This is a genomic window from Micromonospora sp. CNB394, from assembly GCF_000374985.1.
Lineage (GTDB): Bacteria > Actinomycetota > Actinomycetes > Mycobacteriales > Micromonosporaceae > Micromonospora > Micromonospora marina.
Map to the genome: position 1 here is coordinate 91882 of NZ_KB895835.1, position 16398 is coordinate 108279.

The following is a 16398-nucleotide window of genomic DNA, read 5'->3' on the forward strand; positions in this document are numbered from 1 at the left end:
CCCTTGGGGCGTGTCCGCCGTGGATCTCGTCCTCCTTCTGCTCATGCTCGTGTTCGCGATCAGCGGATACCGTCAGGGCTTCGTCATCGGGGCCCTGTCGTTCTCCGGCTTCTTCCTGGGCGCCCTGCTCGGCCTCCAGGTCGGGCCGCTGATCGCGCAGCAGTTCGCCACGAGCGGCACACGCGTACTGATCTCGCTGGTGGCGATCTTCGGGCTCGCGGTGCTGGGGCAGGCACTCGCCGGGTGGCTCGGCTCGAACCTGCGGGCCGCGATCACCGGACCGGCCGGTCGCAAGATCGACGACGTCGGTGGCGCGTTCATCTCGGTCGTCGCGGTCATGCTCGTGGCGTGGCTGGTGGCAGTGCCGCTCGGCTCCTCCTCGGTGCCGTGGCTGGCCTCCTCCGTCCGCAACAGCGCGCTGCTCACCGTCGTCGACCAGGTGCTGCCGGACAAGGCGCAGGACCTGTCCACCGCGCTGCGCGACACGGTCGACACCAACGGCTTCCCGGATGTGTTCGGCGACCTCGCGCCGACCCGGGCCCGGCAGGTCGCGCCGCCCGACCCGGCGCTTGCCAACTCCCAGGTGGTGCAGAACAGCAGCCGGTCGGTGGTGAAGGTGCTGGGCTCCGCGCCGAGCTGCTCGCGCCGCATCGAGGGCTCCGGCTTCGTGTACGCCGACGACCGGGTGATGACCAACGCGCACGTGGTGGCCGGCACCCGCTCGGTGGCTGTGGAACTGCGCGGGGAGCGGTACGACGGCGAGGTCGTCGTCTACGACCCGGACCGCGATCTGGCGGTGCTCCACGTACCCGGGCTGCCCGGACCGTCGCTGCGCTTCGCCGCCGGACCGGCCGCCACCGGTGCCGACGCGATCGTGCTCGGTTTCCCGCTCGACGGCCCGTACGACGCCCGCCCGGCCCGGATCCGGGACGTCGACCGGATCACCGGCCCGGACATCTACTCGGCCGGTGACGTCAACCGGGAGATCTACACGATCCGGGCGCTGGTGCGCAGCGGCAACTCCGGCGGCCCGCTGGTCTCCTCGAACGGCCTGGTGCTCGGCGTGATCTTCGCGGCGGCGGCCGACGACCCGAACACCGGTTTCGCGGTGACCGCCGCCGAGGCGCGACCGGTGGCGCTGGCGGGCGCGGAGCGTACCCGGGGAGTGGCCACCGGCGACTGCACCTGAGCCGGCCGGCGGTGCTCAACCACCCGCCGGTGCTCCCGCCGGCGTCGCCTCGTCGTCGGAGCGGGACAGCGGCAGCCGGGCGCGGCCCCAGCTCAGCGTGCGGTCGAGTACCGCCCGCGCCATGATCGCCACGCAGGTTCCGCCGTTGAGGAACGAGGCGACCACGTCGCTGGGGTGGTGCATGCCCCGGTACATCCGGGTGAGCGCCACGCCGACCGGCACCAGCACCAGCAGGGCCCACCAGCCGACCTTGGCCGGTGTGCTGCGCGCCCGCAGCGCCAGCAGCACCGCGAGGCCGACGTAGAGCGCGGTGGCCGCCGAGGTGTGCCCGGACGGGAAGCTGGACGTGGGCGGGGAGGCGTCCATGTGCGCGACGGCCGGGCGGGTCCGGTCGACGGCCATCGTGGTGAACAGGAAGATCAGCGCCTGCGCGGTCACCGCCGCGCACAGGAACAGCGGTTCCCGCCAGCGGTGCAGCACCAGCCGCAGCACCAGCGCCGCCAGCACCGTCACCACGACGATCATCTGGGTGCTGGCGAGCGTGCTGAAGACCAGCGAGACGTCGTTCCACCCCGGCGTCCGGTCGCCGGCCAGCTCACGGTTGACCGTGTCCTCCACGGTGAACGGCCAGGTGCGGGACAGCACCCGGGTCACCAGCAGGCCCAGGCCGACCATCAGCGCGAAGAGCAGGGCCAGCGGCAGCAGGACGCGCCGGGTGACTCGGATCACGATATCGGACATGGGCTCGCCTGTACCCCGGCGCGGGTCCGGCTACGCCCGGCCGCCCTCCGGCCGCTGGTCGGCCAGCTCCGGCTCGACCCCCTCGCGGAGCGGGTGGGCGGACGGCCGCCCGGATCCGCTGCGCCAGGTGGTGAAGGCGGCCGAGGTCGAGGCCACCACCGCCACCCCGAGCACCCAGCCGCCCACCACGTCGCTGGTCCAGTGCACACCCAGCGCGATCCGGCTGAGCCCGGTCACCACTGTGACCAGCAGGGCTGCGGTCCACAGCGCGACCCGGGCCCGGCCGCTGTACCGCACGAACGGCAGGAACACCAGCAGCAGCACACCCGCCGCCAGCGTGGCGTTGAGCGCGTGACCGGACGGGAAGGAGTAGCCGGCGGCCCGGGCGACCGGGTCGAGCAGGTCCGGCCGGTCCCGGCCGACGAGCAGCTTGAGCAGCGCGCCGAGCAGACCACCGGCGACCATTGTCACCACCACCCAGACCGCGAGCCGGGGCGCCCCGCGCCGGACCAGCCAGACCACCACCACGACCGCTGCCACCCGCAGCGGGCCGGGCCCGAACACGTGCGTCCAGACCGTCATCAGGCCGACCCAGGCGGGGTGGCCCCGCGCGTACCCGTGGAACGAGCCCGCGATCGAGGCGTCCAGCCGCAGCAGGGGCGGCCAGGCGCCGAGCACCAGCAGCGCGAGCAGGGTGAACGGCACCAGCACCAGGAACGCCGCGACGACGGCCAGGGTGAGCCGCAGGCCCAGCGAGCGCTCCGGGTCGAGGCGGCGGCTCCGCCACGACCGGTGCGCGACGGTCGCGCCGGTGCTGGTGTCCATGGGGCTTCCCCTACCCACCGAAGGGCAGGATCAGGCCGGTTCAGCGGCGGGTCTGCCGGAACCGGCGAACCATCAACGCGGTGCCGGTGACGAGCGCGACGAACAGGGCCAGGCCGGTCCAGAGCCGCTCCGGGGCGGAGGCGTCCGCCTGCCCGGCCGGCCGGGCGGTCCAGCCGTCCGAGGTACGCCCGACCGGGTCACCGCCCCGGCCCGCCGCGGCGGCCCGGGTGTCCCGCCCGTCTCCGGGCGCCGGGCCGAACCCCACCACGCCGGGAGAGGCGTTGTCGTCGAGCGGGTTGTGGCCCACCGCCGGCACGTCGCCGGTGAGCGCGGCCACCGGGTCGACCAGGCCGTAGCCGAACCGGTCGTCCCGGCCGGTCGGCCCGAGGTCCCGGGCGGTGGTGATCAGCCGGTTGACCACGTCGCCGGCCGGCATCTTCGGATAACGCGCGCGGACCAGGGCGGCCGTCGCGGCGACGAGCGGCGCGGCGAAGCTCGTCCCCTGCACCCGCCAGTAGCCGTGCGGGCGGGCGCCGTAGAGGCCGGTGGCCGGAGCGCTGAGCACTGTCTCGTGCCCCGTGATCGAGCCGGACCAGAGATTCTCGCTCGTCCGCTCCAGCCCGGCGACCGCCAGCACGCCCGGCTCGCGGGCCGGGTACCAGACCTCGGTGGTCGTCGAGGTGGCCAGGTTGCCGGTGCAGGCGACCACCACCACGTCCCGGGCGAACGCGTAGTCGAGCGCCGCGGCCAGGGCCGGGTTGTCGCTGCTGCCGCCGAGCGACAGGTTGACCACGCGGGCGCCGTTGTCGACCGCCCAGCGCACCGCCTTCGCGATGATCAGCGCGTCGTCGTAGCGGTTCTCGGCGTCGAGGACCCGCACCGGAAGGATCTTGGCGTTCGGTGCGAGTCCCACCACGCCCCGGTCGTCGTCGGCCCGCCCCGCGATCAGCCCGGCCACAGTGGTGCCGTGCCCCACCGGGTCCGGGTCGTCCGAGCCGTCCGGCGTCACCAGATCCAGGCCGGGCAGCACCTGGCCGGCCAGGTCGGGGTGGGTGCCGTCGACACCGGAGTCGATCACCGCGACCACCACGCCGCGCCCGGTCGAGGTGCGCCACGCGGTCTTCGCCCGCAACTGCTCCAGTTGCCACTGCTCGTCGCGTACCTGACCGGTGCGCGGCAGGCCGTCGGGGGCCAGCCAGGGGCGCGCCACTGTGGCCGGGGCGGCGGGCGCGGCATGGGCCGGCGGCGCCAGCGGACCGGCGACGGCGGCCATGGCCGACACGGCGGCGAGCAGCGCGCGTCCGGCGCGACGCCGGGGCGGCCCACCGGGCGGTCCCTGCCGATCCCCTGTCACATTCCCCAGCCGTTCGGTCGCGTCAGACACATGCTGCACGGAGATTACCGGTTGTCCCGACCGTCACGGGGCAACTCCGCGAGGCGGATCACCCGGGCGGGAGATGCGCCAACTGCACCAGGCGCACCCCCTCCCGGCGCGTGACCAGCCGCGCCCGCCCCGGGGGCAGCGGCCCGGCCTTCACCTGACCGACGAGCGCGCCCTCCTCCGGGCCGCCCGACATCACCAGCCCGGCCGTGGACAGCTCGCGCAGCCGCTGCACGATCGGCTCGTACGCGGTCCGCCCGGCGCCGCCGGTACGCCGCGCCAGCACCAGATGCAGCCCGACGTCCCGCGCGTGCGGCAGGTGTTCCTCAAGCGCCCGCAACGGATTCGTCGGCCCGCCCGCCACCAGGTCGTAGTCGTCCACCAGCACGAACAGCTCCGGCCCCGTCCACCACGACCGGCTGCGCAGCTGCGCCGGGGTCACCTCCGGGCCCGGCTGCCTCCCCTGCAGGTAGCCGGCGGCCGACTCGATCAGCTCGGCGGTGTGCGGCGCCGCGGTGCCGTACCCGATCAGGTGCGGCGTCTCGATCACGCCCATCAGGCTGCGCCGGTAGTCCACGAGCATCACCCGGGCCTGCTCCGGGGTGAACCGGTTGACGATCGAGGTGGCGAGCGCCCGCAGGAACGACGACTTGCCGCACTCGGCGTCGCCGAAGACCAGGAAGTTCGGCTCGGTGGCGAAGTCCAGCACCACCTGGGACAGGTCCGCCTCGGCCACGCCGATCGGGAACGCCAGCCCGCTCGTCGCGCTCTGGTCCAGCTCGGCGTACGGCAGCACCGGCGGGAGCAGGCGCACCCGGGGCGCCGGCGGACCGGTCCACGCGCCGGCGACCACCTTGACCAGGTCGGCGGTCTCCGCACCGAGCGTGTCGACGCGGGGTTCGGCGGTGAGGAAGTGCAGTCCGCCCGCGGTGATGCCACGGCCCGGACACTCGTCCGGCACAGTGGCCGCCAGCGCCCGCTTGACCACCACCGAGTCCGCCGGGTCGCCGAGGCGCAACTCCAGCCGGGAGCCGAACAGGTCGCGGATCGCCGGGCGGAAGTCCGACCAGCGCAGCGCGCTCGCCACCACGTGCACGCCGTACGCCAGGCCCCGGGTGGCGAGCTCGGTGACCAGCGGTTCCAGGTCCTCGAACTCGCCGCGTAGCGTGTTCCAGCCGTCCACCACCAGGAACACGTCCCCGAACGGGTCCGGCGCGCCCGTCGCCCGCCGCCGTCGCCACGCGGCCATCGACTCCACGCCGGCCTCGGCGAAACGCCGCTCCCGCTCCGCCAGCAGGCCGGCGACCTCGCCGACGGTACGCCGCACGGCGGTGCCGTCGGTCCGCCCGCTGACGCCGCCCACGTGCGGCAGGTCGCGCAGCGTGCCGAGCGTCCCGCTGCCGAAGTCGAGGCAGTAGATTTGCACCTCGGCCGGGGTGTGGGTGAGCGCGAGCGCGCAGACCAGGGTGCGCAGCAGGCTGGACCGGCCGCTCCGGGTGGTGCCGACCACCGCGACGTGCCCGGCCGCGCCGTCCAGCGCCAGCCAGAGCAGGTCACGCCGCTGCTCGAACGGCTTGTCCACCACCGCCACCGGCACCTGCAGCGCCCCGTGCAGCTCCGGATTCGCCACCGTGAGCCCGCGTACCGGGTCGGCGCCGACCGGGCCGAGCAGCTCGTCCAGGGTGGGCGAGGCGTCCAGCGGCGGCAGCCACACCTGGTGCGCGGGCGGGCCCTGCCCGGCCAGCCGGTCCACGAGTAGGTCCAGCAGCGTCTCGCCGCCGTCGTCCTCGGCGGGTGGCGCGACCGGCGCGGGCGGCTCCGGCACCGGGACCAGGTGGGTGGAGAACGCGAGCACGCGTGCCTCACCGGCACCGGACGCGCCCGCCGCGCCGCCGCGGCGGCGGACCGCGCCGGAGACGTACGCGGCCTTGAACCGGACCAGCGGATCGGTGCCGGCGCGCAGGTATCCGTGCCCGGGGCTGCGCGGCAGCTCGTGCGCGTCCGGCACACCCAGCACCGTCCGGGACTCCAGCGCCGAGAACGTCCGCAACCCGATCCGGTACGACAGGTGCGTGTCCAGTCCGCGCAGCCGCCCCTCCTCCAGCCGCTGGCTCGCCAGCAGCAGGTGCACACCCAGTGACCGGCCCAGCCGGCCGATCTGCACGAACAAGTCGATGAAGTCCGGCTTGGCGGACAGCAGCTCGGAGAACTCGTCGCAGATCAGCAGCAGCGACGGCAGCGGGGCCAGCGGCGAACCGGCCGCCCGGGCCCGCTCGTAGTCGCGCACGCCGGCGAAGTTGCCGGCCCGGCGCAGCAGCTCCTGCCGGCGCATCAGCTCGCCGTTGATCGCGTCCACCATCCGGTCCACGAGCGGCAGCGCGTCGGCCAGGTTGGTGATCACGGCGGCGGTGTGCGGCAGCCGCTCGAACGGCGCGAACGTGGCGCCGCCCTTGAAGTCGACGAGCACGAAGTTGAGCTGCTCCGAACTGTGCGTGGCGGCCAGGCCGAGCACGAGCGTGCGCAGCAGCTCCGACTTGCCCGAGCCGGTCGCGCCGATCAGCAGGCCGTGCGGACCCATGCCGTCCTGCGCCGACTCCTTCAGGTCGAGGTCGATCGCCCCGCCGTCGGCGCCCACCCCGATCGGCACCCGCAGCCGGTCCCGCGCGGCCCGGGGCGCCCAGCCCTGCTCGGCGGTGAAGCTCTCCGGGTCGCCGAGCCCCAGCAGCTCGGGCAGGCCCAGCTCGGCGCCGGGTGGCGCGTCGGGCCCGCGTACCGTGCCGGCGAGCCGCAGCGGCGCGAGCCGCCGGGCCACCGCCTCGGCGTCGGCGGGCGCCAGCGCGTCGGCGGCGCCCACCTCGGCGTGACCCTCGGCGGAGTGCGAGTGCAGCCGGCCGTCGACCAGGTCGAGCAGGAGCGCGTACCGGTCGAGCAGCCGGGGCGGCGGGGTGTCCAGGTCGAGCACGGTGACCGCGTCGATGCCGCCGTCACCGGCCAGGTCGGTCGCGCCGGTCAGGTCGCCGCCGTCGAGCACCACCACGACGTGCGGGCCGTCGGTAGCGGTGCCGTGCGGGCTGAACCGGGACCGGGCGCCGAGCACGTCGTCGAGCAGCCGTTCCAGGTCGGCGGCGGAGCTGGTGACCAGCCGCACCGGGCCCAGCGCGTCGGTACGCACCGGATGGTGGGCGTGCGGCAGCCACTTCACCCACTCCCAGGCGGTCCGGCGTTCCGGCCCGGCGCAGACCGCGATCAGCAGCTCGTCCGGCGCGTGGAAGACGGCGAGCTGGGTGAGCACCGCCCGGGCCAGCGCCTGCGCGGCGGGCGATCCGCCCCCGCGTACCGGGCCGGCCGGTCCGCGCACGAAGACCCGGGCGAAACTGCGCAGCGACAGCGCCACCGGCAGATCCGGCACCACCGAGTACGCGTCCAGGAAGCGCCGCAGCGCCCCGGCCGTCATGGGTTCCAGCTCCTCCAGCGGACGGGTGACCGGCGGGACCAAAGGGGTGGCCAGCGTCTGCGGGCCCACACCGACCCGGACCACGGCGAAGTCCGGGTCGCCCGGCCGCCGTTCCCAGACCCGGTGACTGTCGACTGTCGACCAGAGCCGCCCCGGCTCGGGATGACGGTAGGACAGCCCGGCCCGCTGGGCGCCGGCGGTCTCCCGCACCCGGCGGCGGAGCGTGGCCAGGTGGCGCAGGTACTCCCGGCGGGCGGCCATCAGCTCGGACTTCTTCGGCCCGGCGCTGCCCCAGGTGGTCACCAGCATCGCCAGCGAGGAGAGGCCGAACATGCCGCCGACCACGTACGAGTAGGCACCGCCACCGCGACCGAACATCATCGCCATGGCCACCGTCCCGCCGAGCATCGGCAGCACCATCAGCGCCTGCTGCCAGCGCCCACCGGCGGCGGCGGGGATCTCCGGCGGCGCCTCGACGGGCAGCTCACCGACCGGGATCTCCGGCGCCGGGCGGCGTGGTGGCCGCTTGATGACGACAGTGGACACTCACCCTCCCCGGAAGTGGCTCTGGGTAACCCGAGCCTGGCTCATGGTAGGTAAAGTCCTCTCGTTCGTCAGCCCACTCCCTCCGCCGATATGGAGATGCCTCGATGACAAGCGGGCTCGCCCGGGTCACGATCAGCGCGCCCAGGCGGCGGGTCGACGTGGCCCTACCGGAGCAGGTCCCCCTGGCCGAGTTGCTGCCCGAGGTGCTCCGGCACGCGGGCGAGGGACTGGCCGACGACGGGGAGCGGCACGGCGGGTGGGTGCTGCGCCGGACCGACGGCGCCGTGCTCGCCACCGCCCAGGCGCTGCTGCCGCAGGGCGTTCGCGACGGCGAGGTGCTGCATCTGGTGCCGGCTCGCGCCCAGTGGCCCGAACTGGAGTACGACGACGTGGTCGAGGCGATCGTGGACGGCGCCCGGCGCCGGGGCGCCGCCTGGTCGGGCCACGCCACCCGGGCCGCCGCGCTCGCAGGTGCCGCCGTACCCCTGGCGGTCGGGCTGGTCGCCGTCGTCGCGGGCGGGCCGGGCGCGCGTGGCTGGCCGGTCGCCGCGGCGGTCGCCCTGATCCTGGTGCTCACCGCCGTCGCCGCGTCCCGGGCGTACGGGGACGGCCCGGTCGGCGCCACGCTCGGCGGGTACGCCCTGCCGTGGGCCGCGGTGGCCGGAGCGCTGGCCGTCACCTCCGGCGATCCGGTCGGCCCGATCCCCGGCCTGCGCTGGGTGGGTGCCCCCGAACTGCTCGTCGGCTCGGTGGCGCTGCTGCTCGCGGCGGTGCTCGGCCTGCTCGGCGTGGCCAGCCGGTCCCGCGTCTCGGTGGCCGGGGTGACGGTCGGATCGACGGGCGTGGCGGCCGCGTTCGGCGGGATGCTGCTCGACCCGGACGGCACCGCCGCCGTCCTGCTCGCCGTGCTGGTGTTCGCGCTCGGCGGGCTGCCGCTGCTGGCCATCCGGGTCGGCAAGCTGCCGCTGCCGCCGCTCACCCTGCCCAGCCCGCCCGGCACCCGGGACCTGCCGGACCGGGGGCGGGTGCACGCGGCGGTGGCGCGCGCCGAGGAGGTGCTCACCGGGATGCTGCTCGGCCACGCGGTGCTGGCCGTCGGCGCGGTCGCGGTGCTCGTCTCCGTCGGCCGGACCGCCGGGCTGCTGCTCGCCGCCGTCACCGGTGGGGTCCTGCTGCTGCGTTCGCGCCTGTTCGTGGCGGTACGGCACCGGGTGCCCGCGATCGTCGCCGGGCTGACCGGGTTCGCCCTGCTCGGCGTGGTGCTGGCCGACCGTGCCGGTCCGGGTGGCCGTCTCGCGCTGACGGTGGGCGGGCTGGCCCTGGCCCTGACGGCGGTCACCGCCGGGGCCACGTACGCCCGTCGTCCGGTCTCCCCGTACCTCGGCCGGCTGGCCGACCTGACCGACACCGCGCTCGTGGTCGCGGTCGTGCCGGTGGCCTGCGCGGTGCTCGGCCTCTACGACCGGGCCCGCGACCTGCTCGCCTGAACACGCGCGAGGCCCGGGTCGCCGGACGCGACCCGGGCCTGCGACAGGTGTGCGCGTCAGTGCAGCGTCTCGCCGCGCTCCTCGGCCTCCTTGGCACGCCGGTACGACGCGGCGATCTCCGCCTCGGCCTCGACCCGGCCCACCCAGGTCGCGCCCTCGACCGACTTGCCCGGCTCCAGGTCCTTGTAGACCTCGAAGAAGTGCTGGATCTCCAGCCGGTCGAACTCGCCCAGGTGGTGGATGTCGCGCAGGTGCTCCTGACGCGGGTCCTCGTAGGGCACGCAGAGGACCTTGTCGTCGCCGCCCTTCTCGTCGGTCATCCGGAACATGCCGATCGTGCGGCAGCGGATCAGGCAGCCCGGGAACGTCGGCTCCGGCACCAGCACCAGCGCGTCCAGCGGGTCGCCGTCCTCGCCCAGGGTGCCCTCGATGAACCCGTAGTCGGCCGGGTACTGGGTGGAGGTGAAGAGGGTGCGGTCCAGCCGGATGCGGCCGGTCGCGTGGTCCACCTCGTACTTGTTGCGGTGACCCTTGGGGATCTCAACCGTGACGTCGAAATCCATCTTCCACGCTCCCTCGTCTGCCCACGCTGGCTAACGGAAACCAGCGGCTCACCGCCGGCGCGGGGTGAACGCCCCCCGTCGGCTCCGGCCGCCGCATAGTGTTCGGACCGAAGTAGTGTCGCCCAAGGCGATTTCGAACGGGGAGGAGGGGGCCGTGGGGAGGGAAGATTCACACTACCGCCCCGAGAGGGTTGACGGGCGCGGGTCCGCCGGCTCCGGTTCCGGCGGTGCCACCGGGCGGGTGTCCGTCCCCGGGGCGAACGTGCCTCATCGTCCCTCTCCGCCCGCCGGGTCCGCCCGCGTCGGCCCGGCGCACCACGGCTCCGACCCGGCGAGCGGCTCGGCCCGCGTCGGGCCGCCGCACGACCCGACGGTGCCGCTGAACTGGCCGGGCGCGCCGGCACCGATCCCGGTCAGCCCGCCGGTCCCGCCGGTCGGCGCCGCGCCGCCCGTACCCTCCGGGCCGCCCCCGGGCCGGCCGCGACGCGGCCGGCGGCTCGTCGCGGCGCTCGCCTGCGTGCTCGTGCTGGCCGTGGCGGTGGCCGGGCTCGCGGTGTTGCGTCCCGGCCCGGTCGCCGGGTGGCTGGGCGACGACGACAGCACGGGTCCGGCGGCCGCCACCTCGCCCGAGCCCTCCCCGCAGGCCGTGCTGGCCGGGCCGGACGGCAACGCCCCGCTGCCCACCGGGGCCGGCATCCGCGCCGCCCTGGACCCGCTGGTCCGCGCCGCCGCGCTCGGCGACCGGGTGCACGTGTCGGTGGCCGACGTGAGCACCGGCCAGGCGCTCTACGGCAGCGGTCAGGACACGGCCACCGTGCCCGCCTCGGTGACCAAACTGGCGACCGGCGTGGCGGTGCTCGCGGCCCGCGGCACGGCCCACCGGATCCCGACCCGGGCGGTGGCCGGGGCCAACCCGGGCGAGGTGGTCCTGGTCGGCGGCGGTGACCCCACGCTCGCCGTGGACAAGAACGGCTTCTACCCGGGCGCGGCCCGGCTCGACGACCTCGCCGCCCAGGTGCGCGACGCGCTCGGCGGCACCGCCCCGACCAAGGTGATAGTCGACTCGTCGCTGTTCAGCGGTCCGGTCTTCGAGCCCGGCTGGGACGCCGACATCCCCACCGGCGGATTCGGCGCGGCGATCACCGCGTTGATGACCGACGGCGCCCGGAAGGACCCGGTCCAGGCGCGGCGCACCGCCGAGCAGACCAACCACGCCGCCGAGCGGGTGCCGCAGCCCGACCTGACCGCCGGCCGGCAGTTCGCCAAGCTGCTCGGGCTGAGCGGCGGCGCCGCCCAGGTGGCCCGGGGCACCGCGCCGGCCGCGACCGGCGCCACCGGTACGGCCCCCGGTGCCGAGCTGGGGAAGGTCGAGTCCCTGCCGATGATCCGGCTGGTCGACATCATGATCAGCGACAGCGACAACGTGATCGCCGAGGCGATGGCCCGCCAGGTGGCGCTCGCCAAGGGCAAGCCCGGCTCGTTCGCCGGCGGCGCGGCGGCCACCGACCAGGTGCTGGGCGAGCTGGGCCTGCCCGCGGGCGAGATCAGCCTGGCCGACGGCAGCGGGCTGTCCCGCACCAACCGGATCAGCCCGTCGCTGCTCACCGACCTGATCACGCTCGCCGGCAACGGCAGCCACCCCGAGCTGGCCGCGATCTTCGGCGGCCTGCCGGTCGGCGGCTGGTCCGGCACGCTCGACGAGCGCTACCGGGCGGCGGCGACCCGCGCCGGAGCGGGCGTCGTCCGCGCCAAGACCGGCACGCTCAGCGGCGTCAACGCGATCGCCGGCACGGTGACCACAGCCGACGGCCGGCTGCTCACGTTCGCCGTGCTCACCGACCGGACGCAGGGCTCACTGGACGAGACCCGGGCGGCCCTGGACCGGATCAGCTCCGCGCTGGCCGGGTGCGGCTGCCGCTGACCGACGGGCGTCGATCGGCCCGCGCGAGCCCGGGTGGGGGTGTTCCGGCGCGGGTACGGTGGGTTCATGGCGCAGTTCGTGGACTGGGATCTGGCCGCCGCTACCGCGGGGGCGCTGAGCAAGTCGGGCCCCCGGGTGTCGTACGCCGAGGCCACCGACGTGGTCGGCGACCTGCGCCGGCTGACCGACGAGGCGGCCGGTCACGTCGCCGACTACACCGGCCTGCGCGCGCAGGTCGCCCACCCGCCGGTCCGTGTGGTCGACCGCCGTGACTGGGCGGCGGCCAACATCGCCGGGCTGCGTGAGGTGGTGTCCCCGCTGGTCGAGCGCCTCTCCGGCGACAAGCGGCCGGGCCCGCTCACCGAGGCGATCGGCTCCCGGGTGACAGGTGTGCAGGCCGGCACCGTGCTGGCGTACCTCTCCGGCCGCGTGCTCGGCCAGTACGAGGTGTTCGCCGGCGACCCCGGCCAACTGCTGCTGGTGGCGCCGAACATCCTGGAGGTCGAACGGAAGCTCGGTGCCGACTCGCGCGACTTCCGGCTCTGGGTGTGCCTGCACGAGGTCACCCACCGCACGCAGTTCACCGCCGTGCCGTGGATGCGCGCGTACTTCCTCGGCGAGGTGCAGGCGTTCGTGGACGCCTCCCAGGGCGGCGAGCACCTGCTGGAACGGCTCCGCCGCGGCGTGGCGACGCTCTCCGACGCGGTAAAGGATCCGGAGAGCCGGGCCAGCGTGCTGGACATCGTGCAGACCCCGGCCCAGCGCGCCGTGCTGGACCGGCTGACCGCGCTGATGACGCTGCTGGAGGGGCACGCCGAGTTCGTGATGGACGGCGTGGGTCCGCAGGTCATCCCGAGCGTCGAGTCGATCCGGGCGGCGTTCAACCGGCGCCGCGAGTCCGGCAACCCGCTGGAGAAGGCGATCCGGCGGCTGCTCGGCATCGAGGTCAAGATGCGCCAGTACGCCGAGGGCCGCAAGTTCGTGCACGGCGTGGTCGACCGGGTGGGGATGACGGGCTTCAACAAGATCTTCTCGTCCCCGCTGACGCTGCCCCGCCTGGACGAGCTGGGTGACCCGGACGCCTGGGTGTCCCGCGTACACGGGCCGGCCGGTGCCACCCCGTCCGTCGGCTGATCCGCCCGGTCCGGCTGGTTCCGCTGGCCGGGCTGGTTCCGGCACGCGATCGCGCCGCTCTCCGTCGCCCGCTCCCGCCGTCGCCGCGGTGCGGCTCGCCCTCCGCCGGGTGCTGACCGGCCTGCCGGGCACCGGCCCGGTGCTGGTGGCCTGCTCCGGCGGGGCCGACTCGCTCGCGCTCGCCGCCGCCACCGCGTTCGTGGCCCCCCGGCTCGGGCGGCCGGCGGGCCTGGTGACCGTCGACCACGGCCTGCAAGCCGGGTCCGCGGAACGGGCCGAGGCGGTCGCCGGCTGGGCCCGCGCCGAAGGGCTCGACCCGGTCGAGGTGCTTCCGGTACGCGTGGACGGCCGGCCCGGCGGCCCGGAGGCGTCCGCCCGGGAGGCCCGGTACGAGGCGCTGATCGCCGTCGCCCGCCGGTACGACGCCGCCGGGGTGCTGCTCGGGCACACCCGCGACGACCAGGCCGAGACCGTCCTGCTGGCGCTGGCCCGGGGCGCCGGACCGCGCGGACTGTCCGGGATGCCGCAGCGGCGCGACGTCACCGGGGTACCCCTGCTGCGCCCGCTGCTCGACGTCCCGCGCGCCGACACCCGGGCCGCCTGCGAAGCGCTCGGACTCGACCCGTGGGCGGATCCGCACAACGCCGATCCCGCGTACGCCCGGGCGCGGGTCCGTACCGGCGCGTTGCCGGCGCTCGTCGAGGCGCTGGGGCCGGCAGTGGTGGCGAACCTCGCCCGTACCGCCGGGTTGCTCGCGGCCGACAACGCCGCGCTCGACGCGCTCGCCGACACCGCGCTCGCCGACGTCCGGACCGAGGCGGGCGGGCTGTCCGTCGCCGGGCTCGCCGGGTTGCCGGCCGCCGTCCGTACCCGGGTGCTGCACGCCTGGGCCCGCGAGCTGGGCGCGACGCCGGCCGCGCTGTCCCACAGTCACGTTGCCGCGCTGGACGCCCTGGTCACGGCGTGGCACGGACAGGGCCCGGTGCACCTACCCGGCAACCACCGGGTACGCCGCCACGCAGGCCACCTCCTGCCCTAGCGCTTCACGGGCCGACCCCGCCCGCACCGGTTGATCAAGGACTATTGGTCACGCTCCGGCTCTGCCCAGCCCGCACACTCCTTGATCACCGCCGCAGGGGTGGGGGTGTCAGGTGGGTTGGCGGTCCCGGAAGGTCGTGCGGTAGGCCAGCGGGGTGGTGCCGACCCGGCGGGTGAAGTGGTGCCGCAGGGCCGCCGCGTCGCCGAAACCGGCCTGCTCGGCGACGCCCTCCACGCTCAGTGAGGTGTCCTCCAGCAGGTGCCGGGCCAGCAGCACCCGCTGGTTGGTCAACCAGTCGTGCGGGGTGGTGCCGGTCTCGGCGCGGAACCGGCGGGCGAACGTACGCGGGGCCATCCCGGCCCGGGCCGCCAGCTCGTCCACTGTCACCTGCCGGCGCAGGTGCCCCATCAGCCACTCCAGCACGGGTTCCAGTGTGGGTGCCTCCGGCGCCTTCGGGATCGGTGCCTCGACGTACTGCGACTGGCCGCCGTCGCGGTGCGGCGGCACGACCATCCGGCGGGCCAGCCGGGTCGCCACCGCCGAGCCGTGCTCCTGGCGCACCAGATGCAGGCAGGCGTCGATGCCGGCGGCGGTGCCGGCGCTGGTGAGCAGCCGGTCGTCCTGCACGTAGAGCGAGTCGCACTGAACCCGGGCGGCCGGGAAGCGCTGCTGGAGTTCGTCGGTGTACCGCCAGTGGGTGGTGCAGTCGCGCCCGTCGAGCACGCCCGCCTCGCCGAGGACGAACGCGCCGGCGCAGACGCTCAGCAGCCAGGCACCCCGGTCGGCGGCGCGGCGCAGGGCGGCGAGCACCGGCTCGGGGATCGGGCTGCCGTCGGCGTGCGCGGGCACCGCCACCAGGTCGGCGTCCTCGACCGGGCCGAGGTCGGCGGTGGGGGTGAGCAGGAAGCCGGAGCGGCTGCGGACCGCGCTGCCGTCGGCGGTGCAGACGTCGAACCGGTATCCGGGGAAGCCGTCGGCGGTGCGGTCGGTGCCGAAGACCTCGGCGAGCACGCCGAGTTCGAACGCGGCGACCTGGTCCATGGCGATGACGGCGACCGAGCGGAGCATGTGACGAGGGTAACCCGGCAGGTGGCAGGAAATCGATGTTCAATGACATTCCTGCCACTGTTCGGGTGGGCGGGTGGCCCGCAGAATCATTTGTGTCCGGTGCGCACCGGCGGCGGAAACAGTCCCCACCATGCGAAAGCGAGCGCCGCCATGACCGTTCTGCTGCTCCTGCTCTTCCTGCTTCTGCTCGTGGGCGCCAGCGCCTTCGGGTTCACCGCCGACACCCGCGACTCGGCCGACTGGAAGCCGAGCGACGACGGGCAGCGCTGGCGCTCCCGTACCTGCTGAGGGGATTTATTCGGTTCGCGCTGAAAATCCCCGGCGGGACCGCGCCAAAAGGGGCGGCCCCGCCGACGGCGGCACCGGGGCGTACGGCAGGCTAGGAGCATGGCTGACGGCTCCTGGTACGACGCCGACATCGACCACGTGATCATCTCGGAGGCGCAGATCCGCGACAAGACCGCGGAACTGGCCAAGCAGGTCTCGGCGGACTACGCCCACGTCGAGGACGGCCTGCTGCTCGTGTGTGTACTCAAGGGAGCGGTCATGTTCATGGCCGACTTCGCCCGTGCGCTGGGCCGCCAGGGCCCGCCCGCCGAGCTGGAGTTCATGGCCGTCTCGTCCTACGGCCAGGGCACCACGTCGTCCGGCGTGGTCCGCATCCTCAAGGACCTGGACCGGGACATCGCGGGCCGCCACGTGGTGGTCGTCGAGGACATCGTCGACTCCGGCCTGACGCTGTCCTGGCTGCTGCGCTACCTGGAGTCGCGCTCCGCGGCGAGCGTCGAGGTGGTCGCGCTGTTCCGCAAGCCGGACGCGGTCAAGGTGCAGGTCCCGGTCAAGTACGTCGGGTTCGACATCCCCACCGAGTTCGTCGTGGGCTACGGGCTCGACTTCGGCGAGCGTTACCGCGAGGTGCCCTACGTCGGGGTGCTCAAGCCCGAGGTGTACGCGCGGGCCTGAGAGGTCTGCCGAGCCCGTCGTCAGCTGACATTCAGCGGGCTCTCAGTCTTCCGGTCTACGGTAGGACCGGTGACGTGGAGGCACCCT

The 16398-nt window shown here is 74.9% G+C and carries 13 protein-coding genes; 7 read left to right on the forward strand and 6 right to left on the reverse strand.

Going from position 1 to position 16398, the window contains the following annotated elements; genetic code table 11:
• Window positions 1-10: 10 nt before the first annotated feature.
• Complete coding sequence (locus C569_RS0114985; RefSeq protein ID WP_018786592.1) at window positions 11-1189, forward strand: MarP family serine protease; 1179 nt, start codon at window positions 11-13, stop codon at window positions 1187-1189.
• A 15-nt stretch (window positions 1190-1204) separates the two neighbouring features.
• Here the strand turns inward: C569_RS0114985 and C569_RS0114990 are convergent, their stop codons facing one another.
• The 4 genes from C569_RS0114990 to C569_RS0115005 form a co-directional block, all read right to left on the reverse strand.
• On the reverse strand, window positions 1205-1930 hold the full coding sequence (locus tag C569_RS0114990; RefSeq protein ID WP_026268176.1) for a phosphatase PAP2 family protein: 726 nt from the start codon (window positions 1928-1930) through the stop codon (window positions 1205-1207).
• 30 nt (window positions 1931-1960) lie between these two features.
• The gene (locus tag C569_RS0114995) at window positions 1961-2755 is read right to left on the reverse strand and encodes a phosphatase PAP2 family protein (RefSeq protein ID WP_018786594.1); all 795 of its coding nucleotides are present in this window, start codon (window positions 2753-2755) and stop codon (window positions 1961-1963) included.
• Between the two features lie 40 nt (window positions 2756-2795).
• The gene (gene mycP / locus C569_RS0115000) at window positions 2796-4028 is read right to left on the reverse strand and encodes a type VII secretion-associated serine protease mycosin (protein WP_018786595.1); all 1233 of its coding nucleotides are present in this window, start codon (window positions 4026-4028) and stop codon (window positions 2796-2798) included.
• A gap of 169 nt (window positions 4029-4197) precedes the next feature.
• Window positions 4198-8136, reverse strand: a complete 3939-nt coding sequence (locus C569_RS0115005) for a type VII secretion protein EccC (protein WP_018786596.1) — start codon at window positions 8134-8136, stop codon at window positions 4198-4200.
• Window positions 8137-8240: 104 nt separating this feature from the next.
• On the opposite strand from C569_RS0115005, the gene eccD reads away from it, so the two are divergent.
• Complete coding sequence (gene eccD / locus C569_RS0115010; RefSeq protein ID WP_018786597.1) at window positions 8241-9623, forward strand: type VII secretion integral membrane protein EccD; 1383 nt, start codon at window positions 8241-8243, stop codon at window positions 9621-9623.
• Between the two features lie 56 nt (window positions 9624-9679).
• On the opposite strand, the gene C569_RS0115015 is transcribed toward eccD, so the two are convergent.
• Window positions 9680-10186: an inorganic diphosphatase gene (locus C569_RS0115015; protein WP_013288994.1), complete on the reverse strand. Its 507-nt coding sequence runs from the start codon at window positions 10184-10186 to the stop codon at window positions 9680-9682.
• 517 nt (window positions 10187-10703) lie between these two features.
• Here C569_RS0115015 and dacB point away from each other — a divergent pair.
• The 3 genes from dacB (at window position 10704) to tilS (ending at window position 14280) form a co-directional block, all read left to right on the forward strand.
• Entirely contained in the window at window positions 10704-12107 is a 1404-nt protein-coding gene (gene dacB / locus C569_RS0115020) for a D-alanyl-D-alanine carboxypeptidase/D-alanyl-D-alanine-endopeptidase (RefSeq protein ID WP_196806735.1), read from the forward strand.
• Window positions 12108-12173: 66 nt separating this feature from the next.
• Window positions 12174-13241 carry a zinc-dependent metalloprotease gene (locus C569_RS0115025; protein ID WP_026268179.1) on the forward strand — a complete coding sequence of 356 codons (1068 nt, stop codon included), beginning with the start codon at window positions 12174-12176 and terminating at the stop codon, window positions 13239-13241.
• An 88-nt stretch (window positions 13242-13329) separates the two neighbouring features.
• Complete coding sequence (gene tilS, locus C569_RS30330) at window positions 13330-14280, forward strand: tRNA lysidine(34) synthetase TilS (protein ID WP_018786600.1); 951 nt, start codon at window positions 13330-13332, stop codon at window positions 14278-14280.
• 108 nt (window positions 14281-14388) lie between these two features.
• Here tilS and C569_RS0115035 read toward each other — a convergent pair whose 3' ends face one another.
• Window positions 14389-15348: a GlxA family transcriptional regulator gene (locus tag C569_RS0115035; RefSeq protein WP_018786601.1), complete on the reverse strand. Its 960-nt coding sequence runs from the start codon at window positions 15346-15348 to the stop codon at window positions 14389-14391.
• 150 nt (window positions 15349-15498) lie between these two features.
• Here C569_RS0115035 and C569_RS33745 point away from each other — a divergent pair, with 150 nt between their 5' ends.
• Window positions 15499-15636, forward strand: a complete 138-nt coding sequence (locus C569_RS33745) for a hypothetical protein (protein ID WP_018786602.1) — start codon at window positions 15499-15501, stop codon at window positions 15634-15636.
• A gap of 99 nt (window positions 15637-15735) precedes the next feature.
• Window positions 15736-16311, forward strand: a complete 576-nt coding sequence (gene hpt / locus C569_RS0115045; RefSeq protein ID WP_013288988.1) for a hypoxanthine phosphoribosyltransferase — start codon at window positions 15736-15738, stop codon at window positions 16309-16311.
• Window positions 16312-16398 lie beyond the last annotated feature (87 nt).